19 protein-coding genes are annotated in these 16,892 nt (G+C 58.4%); 13 read left to right on the plus strand and 6 right to left on the minus strand.

Annotation, left to right across the window (positions count from 1 at the left end; all coding sequences use genetic code 11):
* The 5 genes from ACOCD2_RS03345 to ACOCD2_RS03365 form a co-directional block, all read left to right on the plus strand.
* On the plus strand, positions 1 to 393 hold a 393-nt coding region (locus ACOCD2_RS03345; protein ID WP_293649879.1), incomplete at its 5' end, for a hypothetical protein.
* 50 nt (positions 394 to 443) lie between these two features.
* Positions 444 to 1,094, plus strand: a complete 651-nt coding sequence (locus tag ACOCD2_RS03350; RefSeq protein ID WP_293649878.1) for a hypothetical protein — start codon at positions 444 to 446, stop codon at positions 1,092 to 1,094.
* Between the two features lie 51 nt (positions 1,095 to 1,145).
* Positions 1,146 to 1,517 carry a hypothetical protein gene (locus tag ACOCD2_RS03355; protein WP_293649877.1) on the plus strand — a complete coding sequence of 124 codons (372 nt, stop codon included), beginning with the start codon at positions 1,146 to 1,148 and terminating at the stop codon, positions 1,515 to 1,517.
* Between the two features lie 42 nt (positions 1,518 to 1,559).
* Positions 1,560 to 1,997, plus strand: a complete 438-nt coding sequence (locus tag ACOCD2_RS03360) for a hypothetical protein (protein WP_293649876.1) — start codon at positions 1,560 to 1,562, stop codon at positions 1,995 to 1,997.
* A gap of 87 nt (positions 1,998 to 2,084) precedes the next feature.
* Positions 2,085 to 2,612, plus strand: a complete 528-nt coding sequence (locus ACOCD2_RS03365; RefSeq protein WP_293645083.1) for a hypothetical protein — start codon at positions 2,085 to 2,087, stop codon at positions 2,610 to 2,612.
* On the opposite strand, the gene ACOCD2_RS03370 is transcribed toward ACOCD2_RS03365, so the two are convergent.
* Positions 2,609 to 3,793 (minus strand): methyltransferase, encoded by a 1,185-nt coding sequence (locus ACOCD2_RS03370; protein ID WP_294105341.1) that lies wholly within the window; start codon positions 3,791 to 3,793, stop codon positions 2,609 to 2,611. The genes ACOCD2_RS03365 and ACOCD2_RS03370 overlap by 4 nt on opposite strands.
* On the minus strand, positions 3,772 to 4,941 hold the full coding sequence (locus ACOCD2_RS03375; RefSeq protein WP_293645080.1) for an NAD(P)/FAD-dependent oxidoreductase: 1,170 nt from the start codon (positions 4,939 to 4,941) through the stop codon (positions 3,772 to 3,774). The genes ACOCD2_RS03370 and ACOCD2_RS03375 overlap by 22 nt, the downstream gene beginning before the upstream one ends.
* A gap of 91 nt (positions 4,942 to 5,032) precedes the next feature.
* Between ACOCD2_RS03375 and ACOCD2_RS03380 the strand changes: the two genes are divergently transcribed.
* The 5 genes from ACOCD2_RS03380 (at position 5,033) to folA (ending at position 8,833) form a co-directional block, all read left to right on the plus strand.
* Entirely contained in the window at positions 5,033 to 6,229 is a 1,197-nt protein-coding gene (locus ACOCD2_RS03380; RefSeq protein WP_293645078.1) for a class I SAM-dependent rRNA methyltransferase, read from the plus strand.
* 3 nt (positions 6,230 to 6,232) lie between these two features.
* The gene (gene lgt / locus ACOCD2_RS03385) at positions 6,233 to 7,084 is read left to right on the plus strand and encodes a prolipoprotein diacylglyceryl transferase (RefSeq protein ID WP_293645076.1); all 852 of its coding nucleotides are present in this window, start codon (positions 6,233 to 6,235) and stop codon (positions 7,082 to 7,084) included.
* Complete coding sequence (locus tag ACOCD2_RS03390; protein WP_293645074.1) at positions 7,081 to 7,914, plus strand: thymidylate synthase; 834 nt, start codon at positions 7,081 to 7,083, stop codon at positions 7,912 to 7,914. Before lgt ends, ACOCD2_RS03390 begins: the two co-directional genes overlap by 4 nt.
* Positions 7,915 to 8,127: 213 nt before the next feature.
* Complete coding sequence (locus ACOCD2_RS03395; RefSeq protein ID WP_293645072.1) at positions 8,128 to 8,262, plus strand: hypothetical protein; 135 nt, start codon at positions 8,128 to 8,130, stop codon at positions 8,260 to 8,262.
* Positions 8,263 to 8,323: 61 nt separating this feature from the next.
* A complete protein-coding gene (gene folA / locus ACOCD2_RS03400) occupies positions 8,324 to 8,833 on the plus strand; it encodes a type 3 dihydrofolate reductase (RefSeq protein WP_305801222.1) in 510 nt (169 codons plus the stop codon).
* 147 nt (positions 8,834 to 8,980) lie between these two features.
* Here folA and ACOCD2_RS03405 read toward each other — a convergent pair whose 3' ends face one another.
* The 3 genes from ACOCD2_RS03405 to ACOCD2_RS03415 form a co-directional block, all read right to left on the minus strand.
* Positions 8,981 to 9,421 carry a hypothetical protein gene (locus ACOCD2_RS03405; protein WP_293645068.1) on the minus strand — a complete coding sequence of 147 codons (441 nt, stop codon included), beginning with the start codon at positions 9,419 to 9,421 and terminating at the stop codon, positions 8,981 to 8,983.
* 106 nt (positions 9,422 to 9,527) lie between these two features.
* Complete coding sequence (locus tag ACOCD2_RS03410) at positions 9,528 to 10,439, minus strand: fructosamine kinase family protein (RefSeq protein ID WP_308318021.1); 912 nt, start codon at positions 10,437 to 10,439, stop codon at positions 9,528 to 9,530.
* A complete protein-coding gene (locus ACOCD2_RS03415; protein ID WP_293645066.1) occupies positions 10,400 to 11,077 on the minus strand; it encodes a hypothetical protein in 678 nt (225 codons plus the stop codon). Before ACOCD2_RS03415 ends, ACOCD2_RS03410 begins: the two co-directional genes overlap by 40 nt.
* A 333-nt stretch (positions 11,078 to 11,410) precedes the next feature.
* On the opposite strand from ACOCD2_RS03415, the gene ACOCD2_RS03420 reads away from it, so the two are divergent.
* Positions 11,411 to 13,606, plus strand: coding sequence for a primosomal protein N' (locus ACOCD2_RS03420; protein WP_293645064.1), 2,196 nt, complete (start codon positions 11,411 to 11,413; stop codon positions 13,604 to 13,606).
* On the opposite strand, the gene ACOCD2_RS03425 is transcribed toward ACOCD2_RS03420, so the two are convergent.
* A complete protein-coding gene (locus ACOCD2_RS03425; RefSeq protein WP_293645062.1) occupies positions 13,600 to 14,277 on the minus strand; it encodes a hypothetical protein in 678 nt (225 codons plus the stop codon). The two genes, ACOCD2_RS03420 and ACOCD2_RS03425, sit on opposite strands and share 7 nt — an antisense overlap.
* A 121-nt stretch (positions 14,278 to 14,398) precedes the next feature.
* Here ACOCD2_RS03425 and argS point away from each other — a divergent pair, with 121 nt between their 5' ends.
* Positions 14,399 to 16,159: an arginine--tRNA ligase gene (gene argS / locus ACOCD2_RS03430; RefSeq protein ID WP_293645060.1), complete on the plus strand. Its 1,761-nt coding sequence runs from the start codon at positions 14,399 to 14,401 to the stop codon at positions 16,157 to 16,159.
* Between the two features lie 3 nt (positions 16,160 to 16,162).
* On the plus strand, positions 16,163 to 16,777 hold the full coding sequence (locus ACOCD2_RS03435; protein ID WP_293645058.1) for an SPOR domain-containing protein: 615 nt from the start codon (positions 16,163 to 16,165) through the stop codon (positions 16,775 to 16,777).
* Positions 16,778 to 16,892: the final 115 nt, after the last annotated feature.

Here is a 16,892-nt window from a genome sequence, read left to right on the forward strand (position 1 = left end):
GAACAGGGGAAATTGGGTCAAAATTATCGAAAAACGATGCTGTGCCCGCAAAAAGACAATCAAATTCCATTCCCAAGTGGAACTAGCGGGAAAATCGATGTCTTTTTCAACAGCCTGTTAGCGGCGACAAGGCGGGCATATACAGCCCGGATAAAATCTCTTGTGATTGCGGGTATAGCCATGGCTTTCTCCTCTTTACCAGATACTGCTATAAGTATTGCGCTGCATTTTTTAATGTCAATGCGCGAAGACAATACAACCTTCATCTGTTGCAAATTGCCCGCTTTCAATGTAGATCATCCACCAACGGCCCTTTGGCCAACATATTCCATGATCTCGGTCAACTGGATTGCATTAAGTCAAGGCGCGGCCACCACTTTCGGGCTAAGCTAAAAGCTGCGACTCCAAAATGGTTGGAGCCGGTGTTTGAGTACTGAATCGAAATGCTAGAAAAAGCCCCCCGCACCTTTGCCCCTGACTACAAAAGCCTGTCGCCGGAACAGAAGGCGATGGTTAAACTGGAGATTTCCCTGACCCGCTTCGTCAAGGGTTTCGATGCCAGTGTGCGGCGTTGGGAACGCATGGTCTATCCCGCCATGCTCATCATGGGCCTGCTTGCCATGTCGGGCTTCTACCTCATCTACCATGTGACCCAGGACATGCACAAGATGTCTTCCTCCTTCGACCCGGCCATGGAGAGCAACATGGCACAGATGGCGCAGAACATCTCCCAGCTGTCCGGCAATATCGCCACCATGACCGACCAGGTCTCACTGATGGTAGGCACAATGCAGCACATGGACCAGAACATTGCCCAGATGAACGGCCGCATCGGAGATATCAGCCTGGCCTTCGACAAGGTGAACGTCAGCATGGATCTGCTTACCGGTGATATTTCCCTGATGCAGGGAAACATGAAAATCATGGCCGACAATATCGACACCATGAACGATTCCATCATCACCGTAACCGACGACATCGGCGACATGAAGAACTCCGTGCGCGTCATGACCATCAACACCGGCCTCATGGGCCGCGACATGCGCCAGATGAACAAGCCCATGCGGGCGATGAACACCTTCATGCCCTGGTAAGCGGCAACCTGAGTTTTCGGCCAGCCCGGTTTTTCGGAAAAGGAGAACAGCTTGAATCAAACAACAAACGCCCAATCACAGATAAAACTGCTGCTGCACCGGATTTGTCTTGTGTTGCTTCTCACAGGCACCCCTATGGCCTATGCTCTGAATGAGAGCGAACCCAACGACACACCGGCAAGCGCTCAGGATCTTGGAAAGCAACAAGGACTGACCAGCGTAAGCGGCAGCATCGGTATCGCTGGCGATACCGATGTCTTCGAAGTGCATGGCTTCAACCCATTCTGGGGGTTCGTTGCCGTATTGGACACTTCAGCCAGTACGACCGACAAGCTTGCCAAGCTCAGTGTCTATGGTTCGGACGGATCAACCTTGCTGCAACAGGATCAGAACGGTTGGAAAAACGGTTCGGTACTCGCCTAGCAACACTTCCAAACCGGATCGGACACACCGATCTATATCAAAGTGGAAGCAGCAGATTCCGGGAGTACCATTTCAGGATATACGCTTCGCATCTACATCACATCAATTGGGTATGCAGGAGAAAATGAGCCAAACGATACACCGGAAACGGGTAACATTTCGTCAAATTCGCATCTGGGCGAGCTCAGCGGAGATACCGATATTGACTGTTTTCGCCTGTCTGGAAACGAGAATGACAATCTTATTCTAGCCTTGCGCGCAGACCCTGAAAATGACGGCAGCAACACGGATTTTATCTTGTCACTTTATGACGATTCAGGCAACCTGCTGCAAGTCGCTGATCACAATGGCCCTGGCGGCAATGAATACATCGATACCCTTCCTATTTCGCGTGCTATCTACAGCTATTGTGTAACCGCCAAGACGGGTGCCGGAAGCACTGCCTCCTACAAAGTCGGACCACTCATTAACGACTTTTAATATCGCCCAAGCTGGAAAATACAACCTGAATGGTTAAATCCCGGTTTGGGTGGTGTAGCCCTACCCGGCGACATCCTGGCATTCAGATTGTCTGTTACGAACACCACATTGCTGCCCATTCCACCGAAAATCCAGGTTGGTGTTTCCAGCTTACCAAGTTGCCTGGCATTTGAAGATACAAGCAATTTTGATGACACCTCATCCGGTTATGGATACAAGACCTTCGTGGATGCACTTGCACCTGGCGCATCCTATCAGGTGGATTTTTCAGCCAAGGCACTGACTGAATGTATTGATAATTTGCATGAAGGCGTTTCTTCCTCCTACTACAGTTTGGGAACAGGAAACGACCTGCCTTTCATCGTGACAAAAAACCAATGTGAGACAGGCATCCGACAGCTGACGGGGCCAGCTTATACAGGTATCGGTGCCACCTATTTTTCATCGGAAACAGGCATCGAAACCGCACCCGCCTCGCCGTTCAAAATCACTGTCGGGACGACTCACAAGCTGATACTGGAAGCGCCCTGGATCAGGGTACGAGACGGTGACGAACTGCTGGTAGTATCCGGCGCGCAGTTGCGCATTTATGGCCAGACTGTCAGCTGCCCCTAGTGATGGTCCAGCACCTTCCGCCTGACAGCCCGAAGAATGATGAACTTCGGGCTGGACGCCACGAGTTCGGCATTGCCGAACAGGCGCTTCAGGGTTTTGTGGTAACCCAGATGCCGGTTGCCCACCACCCACAGCTCACCGCCTTCTGCCAGCACCCGCCGCGCATCCCGGAACATGGCCGTGGCGATCTGGTCACCCACAATATGCTGCTGGTGAAAAGGCGGATTGCACAATACCAGCGCCGCCGAACCGGCATCGAAACCGGACAGATTCCATGCTGCATGAAAGCTGGCAGATACTGTTTGGCCGAAAGCATCCTGCAGCGTCTCCCGGGCCGAAGCGACGGCCATGTAGGACTCATCCACACAATGCACCCTGCTCCCCGGACAGTCCTGCAGCATCATCAGCGCCAGCACACCATTGCCACAACCCAGATCGATGATGTTACCGGCAGGGGGACATGGCGGCAGATGCTGCAGAAAAAACCGCGTGCCGATATCCAGCTTAGCCCGGGAAAAGACATTGGCATGGTTGGTGATCCTGAAGCCCGTATTCTCCAGGATGTAGCGCGTAGGATAGGGATTCTCGGGCACGACCAGATCCGGATCGAAACTCACACGGATCAGCCGCGCTTTCTTGCGCGCCAGGGATGTGCGTGTAGGACCCAGCACTTTCTCCAGCAGTTTCCACAGACCGGGCTGCATGTTCTTCACCATACCCGCCACGATGACCGTGGTCTGCGCCGAAAACAGGGGGCGCAGGCGGGTCAGTTGGTACTCCAGCAGGGCCAGGGTCTTGGGTGCCCTGATGAGCACCAGGCTAGGGCTTTCCGCCGGGACATCCAGGCTGGTGAGCAACTTCAGCCTTTCCGTGGAAAATCCGTTCGCGCTGTAGTTCTGCCGCGTGGCCTCGTGAGCCAGCACGGAATCACTCAAGGACCACACAGCAAACTCATGCAACGCCACCGCCAGGGCGCCGAAACTGTCATTCAATACCAGGATACGGCTTTGGGTGCCTGGCTTCACTTCCTCCGCCACTGTATCGAGCAGGTATTCATCCGCCGCATCCCACGCGCGCAGCAGTTCCCGGCGTCGCGCAGGCAGGCGGGTCAGCCGGTAGCTGCCAAAGGCCGTCTCGAAAAGGGTTTCCGCCTGGCTCATCACACGAACTGCCCCGCGCACCAGCCCGAAGCCCAGGCCCACTGGAAGCTGTAGCCCCCGAGATGCCCGGTCACGTCCACGGTTTCACCGATGAAATACAGACCGGGAACCTTGCGCGACGCCAGGGTGCGGGACGACAGCTCGTTGGTATCCACACCGCCGGTGGCCACTTCCGCTGTCCGCATACCTTCTGTTCCGCTGGGAACCAGCCGCCAGGCGTTGAGGGTCGCACCGGTTTCCTGGAGCCGTTTCTGCTGGAACTGCTGCAGGGGCCCATCGTCGAACAGCTGCTCGCACAAGGCCTGCGCCAGCCGCCGGGGCAGTTTTTCCGACAGCAGGGTTTTCAGCCAGATATTGGGACGGGCGCCCTGCTCTGCTCTCAGCCAGTCAGCCGCATCCAGGCTGGGCAGCAAATCGATGCTGATGGCATCACCCTTGCTCCAGTAGGAGGAAGCCTGCAGGATCACCGGCCCGCTCAGGCCACGGTGGGTGATGAGCAGCTGTTCCCGGAACACCGCACCGTTGCAGCTGACTTCCGCTTCCAGGGAGATCCCGGCCAGATCCCCGAGGAAGCCGGTGGGGAAGGTAAAAGGCACCAGGGCTGGTCTGAAGGGGATGCTTTTCAGGCCGAAGCGTTTCGCCACCTGTACGCCGAAGTCCGTCGATCCCATGCGGGGGATGGAAGGTCCCCCGGTGGCGATCACCAGGGAATCGCAGCTGAAATCACCCTGCCTGGTCTGCAAGGTAAAACCTGCCTGCCTGTCCAGCGCCAGGATCTCACAGTCATAACACAGCTCGGCTCCCGCCCTGGCGCATTCGTCGAGCAGCATATCCACGATGGCCTGGGCGCCCTGCTCACAGAACAGCTGGCCGTGCTCACGTTCTTCCCAGGTCAGGCCATGTTCAGACATCAGCGCCATGAAATCCCACTGCGTATAGCGTGCCAGCGCGGATTTGCAGAAATGGGGGTTTTGGGACAGGTAATTCTCCGGGCTGACATCCAGATTGGTGAAATTGCTCTTGCCGCCACCGGAAATGCGGATCTTGTTCCCTGCCCTGCCCGCCTTTTCCACCACCAGCACCCGCCGGCCACGCCGGCCCGCTTCCATGGCGCACATGAGTCCGGCGGCGCCTGCGCCGACGATGATGACGTCAAAATGCCTGTTCACGGGTTCTCCAGCTCGGACAGAACACATATTATCCGCGAATGAGACGGCGCTGCCTATCATTGGCGGGGCTTTTTCGGCACAATAGCGCCCCATGGAAATTCCCGTACTCTTTCTGAAAAAGAACCACGAACGCCGCCTGCGCGCCGGACACCTGTGGGTGTACAGCAACGAGGTGGATACGAAACGCTCGCCCCTCAAGGATTTTCAGCCCGGCGAGCAGGTCGCGCTCATGAATCACGACGAGAAATGGCTGGCCTGGGCCTACGTGAACCCCAACTCCCTGATCTGCGCACGCATCGTCAGCCGCCAGCAGGATCACCTGCTGGACCAGTCCCTGCTGGTACACCGCATCAAAGTGGCCCTGAGCCTGCGTGATCGCCTCTACAGCCAACCCTTCTACCGCCTGCTGTTCGCTGAATCCGACGGCATTCCCGGCCTGGTGGTGGACCGTTTCGGAAAATACCTGTCAGTGCAGATCACTACCGCGGGCATGGAAGCGCAGAAGGACGCCATCATCGGCGCGCTGAACAAAGTCGTCCATCCCTCCGGCATCCTGCTGCGCAACGACGTGACGGTACGCGAGCAGGAAGGCCTGGAACGCTACGTGGAAGTGGCCTCGGGAAAGATCCCCGAACAGGTACGGCTGTCGGAAGACGACTGTGATTTCGAGACATCCCTGTTCGAAGGACAGAAGACCGGCTGGTTCTTTGATCAGGCCAACAACCGCCGGCGCCTGCTGCCCTGGGTGGCAGGCAAGCGCGTGCTGGATCTGTTCAGCTACGCAGGCGCCTGGGGCGTGCGGGCCGCAAAAGGAGGCGCGACCGCCGTCACTTGCGTGGATTCCTCGGAAAAGGCCCTGGCGCTCGCGACCCGCAACGCCGCGCTGAACGGACTGTCGGACAAGCTGGACACCCTGCGCAGCGACAGCCTCAGCGCGCTCAAGGAACTCAAGCACGCCGGCGAGCGCTTCGATATCGTGCTGGTCGATCCCCCTGCCTTTATCAAGCGCAAGAAAGACCTGAAGGAAGGCACCCTCGCCTACCGGCGCATCAACGAAGCTGCCATCAGCGTGCTGCGCAAGGACGGCCTGCTGGTGAGTTCGTCCTGTTCCTATCACATGGAAGAGGCGCGGATGCTGCAGACATTGCAGCAGGCCTCCCGCCACCGCGACCGCAGCATGCAGCTGGTGGAACGTGGCCAGCAGGGACCGGATCACCCCATCCACCCGGCTATCGAGGAAACCGGGTATCTGAAAACCTTCTATCTGCGGGTTCTGCCGTCTTTCTGATCCATGATCTATCCTGAAATCGATCCTGTTGCCCTTTCCGTGGGGCCTTTGAAGATACACTGGTACGGCCTCATGTACCTGGTGGGCATGCTGGGCGGCTGGGCACTGGCACGCTGGCGCATCAGGCACGGCAAAAGCGACTGGACCGCCCAGCAGGTGGACGACCTGCTGTTCTACTGTGCCGTGGGTGTGGTGCTGGGAGGGCGCCTGGGCTATATCCTGTTCTATGGATTCAATGACTGGCTGGCTGACCCGACGCGCATCTTCCGGGTCTGGGAAGGCGGCATGTCCTTCCATGGCGGCTTTCTGGGCGTGCTTACCGCCATGTGGCTGTACCAGCGCAAGCATGGCAAATCCTTCTTCGAGCTGACAGATTTCATCGCCCCCTACATCACCATCGGTTTGTTCACCGGACGCATCGGCAACTTCATCAACGGTGAACTGTGGGGCAAGCCCACGGACCTGCCCTGGGCCATGCAGCTGCGCTGCAGCGAATTCGTCAGCCTCTGCCGCGACAAGCTGGGGCTGCCGCCGGGCACGGAATGGACCCCTCCCCTGCATCCCAATCAATTGTATGAGGCCCTGGGCGAAGGACTGTTGCTTTTCATCCTGCTGTGGTGGTTCTCCAGCCGTCCCCATCCGCGCATGGCGGTATCTGCCCTGTTCCTCATCGGTTACGGAAGCTTTCGCTTCCTGATCGAGTTCGTGCGCATGCCAGACGTACAGCTGGGCTACCTGGCAGGCGGCTGGCTGACCATGGGTCAGATCCTGTCTCTGCCCATGATACTCACCGGCATCATCATGATGCTGCTGGCCTACCGCCAGCCCCTGACCCATGCGGAGGCTCACAAATGAAACAATACCTGGAACTGCTGCAGCGGGTGCGCACCGAAGGGGCTCCCAAGGGAGACCGCACGGGCACCGGCACTTATTCCGTATTCGGCCATCAGATGCGCTTCGATCTGAATGAAGGTTTTCCCCTGGTCACCACCAAGAAGATTCACCTCAAATCGGTGATCCACGAGCTGCTGTGGTTCCTCAGGGGGGACACCAACACCGCCTACCTGAAAGACAATGGCGTCAGCATCTGGGACGAATGGGCCGACAAAAGAGGCGATCTTGGGTCTATCTACGGTTATCAGTGGCGATCCTGGCCAGCGCCGGACGGTCGTCACATCGACCAGATTGCCCAGATCGTCGAACAGATCAGGACCACGCCGAATTCCAGGCGCATCATCGTTTCCGCCTGGAACCCCGCGGATCTGCCCGACGAAACCATCTCACCCCAGGACAATGTCGCTCAGGGCAGGATGGCCCTGGCGCCCTGCCATGCCTTCTTCCAGTTCTATGTACGTGACGGCCGGCTTTCCTGCCAGCTCTACCAGCGCAGCGCGGATATTTTTCTCGGCGTACCTTTCAACATCGCCAGTTATGCGCTGCTCACCCTGATGGTGGCCCAGGTCTGCGGCCTGCAACCCGGTGACTTCATTCATACGCTGGGCGATGCCCATCTATACAGCAATCATCTAGAACAGGCCGATCTGCAGCTGTCCCGGGAGCCTTTCCCCCTGCCACACATGCGGCTGAACGAAACTGTACAGAATCTGGACGATTTCACCTACGAGGATTTCGAAATCGCCGATTACACCTGCCACCCCGGTATTCGCGCACCTATCGCAATCTGAGCCGATCTTCACCCCAATCATCAAGTAACTAACTGTTATTAGAAGAATATTTGTTACAATTGGGTAGTAACTACCCCTAATCGTTACCAGATATTTCCTCGCCATTTGTGACTGATTACCGCTCAACCATTGATAATTATCAATACACCCCCATCTGCTATTCAGTATATTATGATTATCTAAATTACTAATGCAGCTGAATTGGAGGTTGCCATGACTGAAGAAGTACTGAAACTCGATTGTGCCGAATGGCGCGAAGTGGCCGGGGAAAACCCGTCTGAAATGGAAGTAGTGATTGAAATGATGATCGAAGCCGAAGAGGAACTCTGCGTCGATCAGGCCGCGTAAGCAGCCAATCACGTTAACCGAAGAAACCCGCCGCTGGCGGGTTTCTTTTTGAGCAGCGATAATGCGCGGCATGAACAAGTTACCCGACATCAGCATCATATGCGCCATGGCCCGTGACCGGGTCATCGGTCAGGACAACCGTCTGCCCTGGCATCTTCCCGCCGATCTGCAGCACTTCAAGCAGGTCACCATGGGCAAACCCATGATCATGGGACGCAAAACCTGGGAGTCACTACCGGGCCTGTTGCCCGGCAGGCCGCATATCGTGGTGACCCGCAACCGAAACTACCGCGCCGAGGGCGCGCGGGTGGTCCATTCCCTGGAAGAGGCTATCGCCGCCGCCGGTGACACAGATGAGATCATGATCGTCGGCGGGGCGAACCTTTACACCCAGGCCCTGTCTCATGCTAGGCGCATGTACCTGACACAGATCGATAAGGAAGTGGAGGGCGACGCCCGGTTTCCGGCATACGAGACAGATGAATGGCGGGAGACCGCCCGCGAGGTTCATCGTGCGGATGAGAACAACCCCCATGATTATCAATTCATTACACTGGAGAAGCAGCCATGAAGAAAGGCAAGGCCAAGCGCCTGGTGATGCAGCGGCAATACCGCAGCCAGGTGGTCCGGGACAAGACCAGGTACCGACGCAACAGCAAACATAAAAAAGCCCCCGATCATGGGGGCTTCTTTATGTTTATTGGCCTGTCATGCGGAATCAGCTTCCTTCGGGTGGATAGCCATTGTAGCCGCAACCTTTGTCACCACAGAAGATGTACCCCATGATATTGTCGGCATCGTCACGCAGCTGCCACATACTTTCAGCCGGGGCCAGCTTCCTGTCCGAACCAGTGTATTCGGCAAAATCGAACTTTGTCACCCGGGCCGGATGATGTCCCGCCCAGGTCTTAAGGGCAGGGGCTTTGTCGACAATCTCAGGTTCATCGCTCTTTCGGGTGAAGAATCCCTCTTTGTCATGAATGATGGTAACCAGCCGTTCATCCACATAAACAACCTGCAGCCTGTTACCGTCCGACAGCGTCAGGGTTTCCACCCGGCTGCGCTCTGGCGGAGAGGAACCCTCGCTCCCTGAGCCGGAAGCCATGCTGACGACCGTCATGCCGGCAATCAGCAGGCTCAACACAATGCTTGCTTTCATAGCGTCACTCCTTTGTTTTTCCTGCACAAATCCTAGCAAGACCGACATGAATGTCAACTGAACAGCTGGGATTAAAAATGGCAGCAGAACCGCCCGCCGGGGAGCTTCAGCCCAACTCGCCCAGGAGTCCTTCCATCATCCGCTGCGCCTGCCCCACATAGCCACCGCCGAACATGTTGGCGTGGTTGAGGATATGGTAGAGATTGTAAAAGGTCTTGCGGGTGGCATAGCCCGGATCCAGGGGCCAGGTGCTGTTGTATGCATCATAGAAAGCGCCACCAAAACCGCCGAACAGCTCGGTCATGGCGATTTCCGCCTCGCGGTCGCCGTAGTAGGTGGCGGGGTCGTAGATCACCGGGTTGCCCTGATCGTCGTACCCCAGGTTGCCACCCCAGAGATCGCCGTGGAGCAGGGAAGGGACCGGGTCGTGATCCATGAGGACAGAAAAGCTGTCCAGCAGCCTCTCACCCAGACGCTGAATGTTACTCCCCAGGCCCTTGCGGGCAGCCTCTTCGAGCTGAAAGCCCAGCCGGTGCCAGCGCCAGAAGTCCACCCAGTCTGCACTCCAGCCGTTGGGCTGGTGGGTGGAACCGATAGTATTGTCGCGTTTCCAGCCGAAGGCCTCGGCCTGATGCCGGTGCAGTTCCGCGAGCTGCTCGCCGGCCACGGCATTGGAGCCTGATCCTCCCAGGGATATGTATTCCATGGCGATGTAGCTCTGCCCGTCCGCCTGGCCGGTGCAAAGAGGGCGGGGGACACGGATGGCTTGGGCATCGGCCAGCTCTTTCAGTCCTTCGGCCTCGGCCTCGAACATGTCCAGGCGGCTGGCCTGGTTGAGCTTGACGAACCACTGCTGCCCGCCGTCGGAAAGCCGCACGGCGGTATTGATGCAGCCGCCCCCCATGGAGGCAGGCGCTTTGGGCTGGAAGGGCGTGCCTGAGGCTTCCCCGATATGAAGGGCTATCTGCTCCCAGAGGTTCAGGTGTCCTCTCCCTGATCCAGCTTGCGCTGAATGAATCCCTTGGCCTTGACCAGGCTGCTGCCGGTCAGGTCGCTGAGTACCTCATCGGCGATCTGTTCGATCGTGCCGACAACAGAGCGCGGATTCTTAGTGACCGTGTTCGCGGCCCAGAGCATTTTCTCCGACTTCGCCGAGAAGTAACGCATCTGCACACTGAAATAGTTGTCTGAACCCACGTAGCCAGGCCGGTAGATGGCGCGGTAGCCCTGATAATAGTAATCATAGAAGAACATGCTGGAATAGGCATCGGGATACCAGTCCAGCCGGCTGGGTACATACTTATAGTCCTTGTGCACGCCCTTGAGCTGCGCCACCAGCACGCCTTCCACGCCCAGCTTGTTGACCAGGCTGACGATTTCCTCCTTTTCATCGGAATCTGTCGCGTTGGGCATGTACTCGTAGCTGGGAATGACATCCACCCCCTTCTTTTTGGCTTCCTCGACGAAATGCGCTTCGAAAAAACGTTTTGTCACAGGATCCTTGATCAGAGCGATCAGCAAAATCCTGCTGGCAGGCGGTTCATCGATATCGGGCGCTTCCCAGCTTTCAGCCAGCTTGGTGGAAGAACACCCCCCCAGCAGCAGTGCTAGAATGAGTACCGCGAAAAAACGGGGCAGAAGGGCCGGGTTCAGCATATCGGTTTTGCCTTGGGCGAAATCATGGCTGGATGATACGGAGTGAAGTATGGATTATCAACCGGCACAGGCGTTTGCCCAGTCTGTCCCGCACAGCAACACTGGCATAAAAAGAATATTAGAATATTGTTATACACAACGATGCACAGACCGGCGCTGTCAGACCCCGCGACAACGGCCGGCAGCATGAAAAATACACGAACTGCTGATTATTCAATGACTTAACCGCTTTAGGCGCATTTTGACAATAATAGAAATTCATCGGATTTTCAGGCGGATAGCCGCTTTGCCCGCATATTATCCATAAAGTTATCCACAGGCCAAAGCTGAAAAATGACCATGATACTGCGCGTTGCACTGCCGGCACCGGTGTATGGCCTGTTCGACTATTTGCCAGCGAAAAATGCCGTAACGCCAAAGCTGCAACCCGGTCAGCGCCTGCTGGTGCCCTTTGGCCGCAGCGAACGCTGCGGCATCCTGATCGAGGTGACGGATCACACCAGCATTGCCCGAAACCGGTTGCGGGCCGTCCGGGCCGTGCTGGACGACGCCCCCCTGATGGACCGGGAACATCTGGACTATCTCCGCTGGGTGGCCGGGTATTATCATCACCCCGTGGGCGAGGTTCTGCTTTCTGCGCTGCCGGTACGGTTGCGCAAGGGCAAACAGCCCCTGCTTTCCCGTCCGGACCGCGTCCGTCTTCTCGATGCTGACCCCCAGACCCTGGCAATTCTGCAGCGCCGGGCGCCACGACAGTGGCAAGTCATGAATTGGCTCGAATCGCTGGGGGGACAGGCGAGCATGGGCGATCTGCGCAGGCAGTTCGACAGCGTTCATGGCGTCCTGCGGGCGCTGCAGAACAAGGGACTGATCACCCTGGATACGGCGGCATCCCCGGCTGACCCACCACAACAGCCTGATTTTACGCTGGAAGATGAACAGAACCGGGCTATTGCAGCGGTCTCCGCAGGCCTCGGGCGTTACGGCGCCTTCCTGCTGGACGGGGTGACCGGCAGCGGCAAGACCGAGGTTTATCTGCGGCTGGCACAGCAGGTGCTGACACGGGGACAAAACGTCCTGCTGCTGGTGCCAGAAATCGCGCTCACTCCCCAGCTCATCAGCCGGCTGGAAAAACGACTGCCCGGACCGCTGGCGGTGCTGCATTCCGGCAGAAGCGACCGGGAACGGGAACAGGCCTGGCTCATGGCCAGCCGCGGCCAGGCGCGGGTAGTGCTGGGCACCCGCTCAGCGGTCCTCGCGCCCCTGCCTGATCTCGGCCTGGTGCTGGTGGACGAGGAGCACGACAGCTCATACAAGCAGCAGGAAGGCTTCCGTTATTCCGCCAGGGACATGGCGCTGGTACGCGCCCGGCGTGCCGGCTGCCCCGTGGTGCTGGGCTCGGCCACCCCTTCCCTGGAAAGCCTGAAGAATGCCATGGAAGATCGCTACACCTGGCTCAGGCTGACCCGCCGCGCAGGCAAGGCCCGCCAGCCCCGCATGCAACTGCTGGACATCCGCAACCAGCGGCTGCAGGGCGGCCTCTCTCCCCCCCTGCTGCAGGCGCTGGAAGAGACCCTTTCCCGGAGGCAGCAGGCCATGGTGTTTCTCAACCGGCGCGGCTATGCCCCGGTACTCACCTGCTACAGCTGCGGCTGGCTGTCGGACTGTCCACGCTGCGACGCCCGCCAGACCATGCACTATCGTCAGCGGAAACTCATCTGCCATCATTGTGGCAACGAACACCCGCTGCCGGATCACTGCCCCTCCTGCGGCTCTCCCGAGCTGCATCCGCTGGGGCAGGGCACGGAACAGCTGGAGCAGGTATTGCAGCAGCAGTTTCCCGGTCATCCCCTGGTGCGCATCGACCGGGATGCAACCAGCACCAGGGGCAGCCTGGACCAGCTTCTGAAACAGGCAAGGGAAGGGCAGGCCAGCCTGCTGGTGGGCACCCAGATGCTGGCCAAGGGCCATCATTTCCCCGGCGTGTCCCTGGTCGCCATGGTGGATGTGGACGGCGGACTGTTCGGCGCAGACTTCCGTGCCGCCGAACGCATGGCCCAGCTGATCATCCAGGTTGCGGGCAGGGCAGGGCGGGGAGAACATCCCGGACAGGTGCTGATGCAGACCCGCTTCCCTGACCACCCCCTGTTGCAGACCCTGGTGAACGAAGACTATGCCGCCTTCGCCCGTGAAGCCCTGCGGGAAAGAGCACAGGCAGAACTCCCGCCCTGCAGCTATCAGGTGCTGATCCGCGCCAGCGCCAGCAAGGCAGAAACCGCAGAAACCTTTCTGCAGCAGTCTGTTACGCTGATCGAGTCATTGGGGGGGCACGAAATCCAGGTCTGGGGTCCGGTGCCCGCCCCCATGCAAAAACGCGCCGGAAAGTTCCGTTCCCACCTGCTGTTGCAATCGGGAGACCGTCAACAGTTGCAGCAGTTTCTTGGGGCATTCATACCGGCCCTGTCCACCCTGCCCGACGCCACCCGGGTGCGCTGGTCAGTAGACGTGGATCCCCAGGATCTCTACTGATCCCTATCCAGGCTCTCGATCTGTTCCACTACCGATCTGTTTCGCAGATTGCGGCGACGCGTCAAATACCACCAGCCAACCTTCAGCTGCCACAGGGACTGACTCTGTACATAGGTCATTTGCGCCTTCAGGGAGTGCAGGATCAGGTCCCGCAGGGGGCGGTCCGGCTCGAGCGGCTTTACCCCGAAGCGCTGTTCGAAATACACCAGGGCTTTCTCGTGTTCCTGCAGCAGGGCATCCAGAGAGGCGTTCTCGAAGACCTGTATGAAAACCCTGGGGGGAAAGGGGAGCGCCAGGGAATCGGCTGATCTGCTGGTGGTAAGGCTGTATTCCCCTTCAAGACCGGTAATAAATTCGTAGTAGAACTTGTCCTGAACATGGTAGTGCATCAGGAAGAGACGCTTTGCAGGTGAATACCAGCCTTCCACGGCCATCTTCACCCCGCCCGCGCCCACCAAGCCATCGAAATCGAACTGGCTGTCCAGCCCGAAACCCTGCGACCTGGCCCAGTCGCTGATACCCTGAGGGTCGTTCAGGCGTTCGGCATCCTGCACGGACAACAGCAGCTTTTCCGGATGGCTCATTTTACGCACCGACAGCACACCCACCACGGTGACCAGCAGCCAGTATGCTACCGGCAGCAAAACGATCAGGTACAACCAACCACTCATTCCTCACCTCCTGTTCGGATGAAGCCCGACAATTTCTGTTATTATAACGGGTTCGGTCTGATGGGGATCTCGGACTCACCCCACATTCCATTACGAAACATTCAACTGACTGGATTCATTAATGAAATCACAGATTGCCGATCTGGTTTCCATCGCCCTGGACAGCCTGGTAGCCCAGGGCATTGTCGATCCTGAAAAGCGCAGGACAGCCGTGGTGGAACGCACCCGCGATGCCTCTCACGGCGATTTCGCCACCAATGCCGCCATGGTCAATGTCAATGCGGCAGGCATGAAGCCCCGCAATCTGGCGGAAAGGATCATCGGCGCCCTGCCGGAAAACCCGCAGATAACAAAGGTGGAAATCGCCGGGCCGGGCTTCATCAATTTCTATCTGACCCCCGACGCCTATCACGCCGTGGTGCCACAGATCATCCGAGAATCCCACGATTACGGGCGTTCCGATCTGGGCAAGGGAAAGAAGGTTCAGGTGGAGTTCGTCTCCGCCAATCCTACCGGCCCCCTGCACGTGGGTCACGGGCGTGGCGCGGCCTATGGCGCCGTGGTTGCCGACCTCCTGGCCGCCGTGGGCTTCGAAGTGCACCGGGAATACTATGTAAACGATGCCGGGCGGCAGATGAACATTCTCGCCACTTCCGTATGGCTGCGTTACCTGGAACTGGCGGGAGAAGAACTGGCTTTCCCCAGCAACGGCTACAAGGGGGATTATGTGTGGGACATCGCCGCCACCCTGCACCGCGAACACGCCGACGACTACCGCTTCGATACCGACGAAGTCTTCAAAGACATTCCTGCCGATGAACCCGAAGGCGGCGACAAGGAAACGCACATCGACGCCCTCATCGAGCGCTGCAGGCACTTGCTGGGCGACATCCGCTACCGTTACGTGTTCGAGCTGGCCCTGAACACCATTCTGGACGACATCCGCGATGACCTGGAGAAATTTGGCGTCACCTACGAAGAATGGTTCTCCGAGCGCAGCCTGGTGGAGTCCGGCGCGGTGAACAAGGCCGTCGAGCGCCTGCGACATGCCGGCCATCTCTACGAGGAAAAAGGCGCTCTGTGGTTCCGTTCCACGGATTTCGGCGATGAAAAGGACAGGGTGGTGGTGCGCGACAACGGCCAGACCACTTACTTCGCCTCGGATATCGCCTATCACATGGACAAGCTCGAAAGGGGCTTCGACCGGGTCATCGACGTCTGGGGCGCGGACCATCACGGCTACGTGCCCCGGGTGAAGGCCGCCCTGACGGCACTGGGTGATGATGCCGACAAGCTGGACGTGCTGCTGGTACAGTTCGCCATCCTCTACCGCAACGGCGAGAAGCTGGCCATGTCCACCCGCTCCGGCGAGTTCGTCACCCTGCGCCAGCTGCGCAAGGAAGTGGGCCGGGACGCGGCGCGCTTCTTCTATGTCATGCGCAAGTGCGAGCAGCACCTGGATTTCGACCTGGACCTGGCCAAGTCCCAGTCCAGCGACAACCCCGTCTACTACGTGCAGTATGCCCATGCCCGCATCTTCGCCGTGCTGCGCCAGGCGTCGGAAAAACACTTCTCCATCGAGCCGACTGCAGGAGATACCAACCTCGAACTCCTGGTTGCGGACCACGAGCTGGCACTGATGAAAAGCCTCTCCCGATACCCGGAAGTGGTGGAAGCGGCGGCACTGAACGAAGAACCCCACCAGCTCACTCACTACCTGCGCGATCTGGCCAACGACTTCCACACCTATTACAACGCCCACCAGTTTCTGGTGGATGACGACGCGCTGCGGGATGCACGCATCAAGCTCATCCTGGCAACCCGTGAGGTGCTGCGCAACGGACTGAATCTGATTGGCGTATCCGCGCCGGAGACAATGTAAATCATGGCCAGAAGGGACTACAAGAGCCGCGCGGCACGGAGCAGGGGAAAGAAGCCGGTTCCGGTTTGGATATGGCTGCTCACGGGATTCATCCTCGGTGCGGCCTCAGTGGGGTTTGTCTGCCTGAAATACGGCTCATCCCCGGCGCGGGACAACTGGATTGGCGCCAGACCGCCAGCCGCCGGGGGCATCAGCCACGAACCCCAGCGGGTGTCTCCCGAACCTGCCAGGGTGGCCAAGCCAAAATTCGATTTCTACAACCTGCTGCCTGACCAGGAGGTGCTGGTGCCAGACGAGGAGATCGAACGGCAGGTGAGGAAAGCGCCGCCACCCAGGCCGCAGGAGCCTCAGCAGGCCACACCACCCAAAAGCGCGGGCAGCGGCAAACGCTATATCGTTCAGGTCAGCTCTTTCCGCAGCAGCAAGGACGCCAACACGCTCAAGGCCAAGCTGGGACTGCTGGGCCTGCGCGCCAGGGTCAACAAGGCCAATATAAAAGGCAGCACCTGGTATCGCGTTCAGCTGGGACCATACAGCAACGCCGCCGCCATGCAGGACGTGCGCAAACAGCTGGCCAGCAGCGGCTATCAGTCACTTGCCATCGCACTGAAGCCCTAGTCGAGTAGATCGGCCATTGCTGGCTTTCACCCTCACAGAACCGGACGTGCGGATTTCCCGCATCCGGCTCTTCCGAGCAGGTCACCCGGATTGAGCGGGAGCCAATTGTCTGGGC

Origin of the sequence: Thiolapillus sp. (assembly GCF_048562965.1) — a bacterium.
GTDB classification, from domain to species: Bacteria; Pseudomonadota; Gammaproteobacteria; order Chromatiales; family Chromatiaceae; genus Thiolapillus; species Thiolapillus brandeum_A.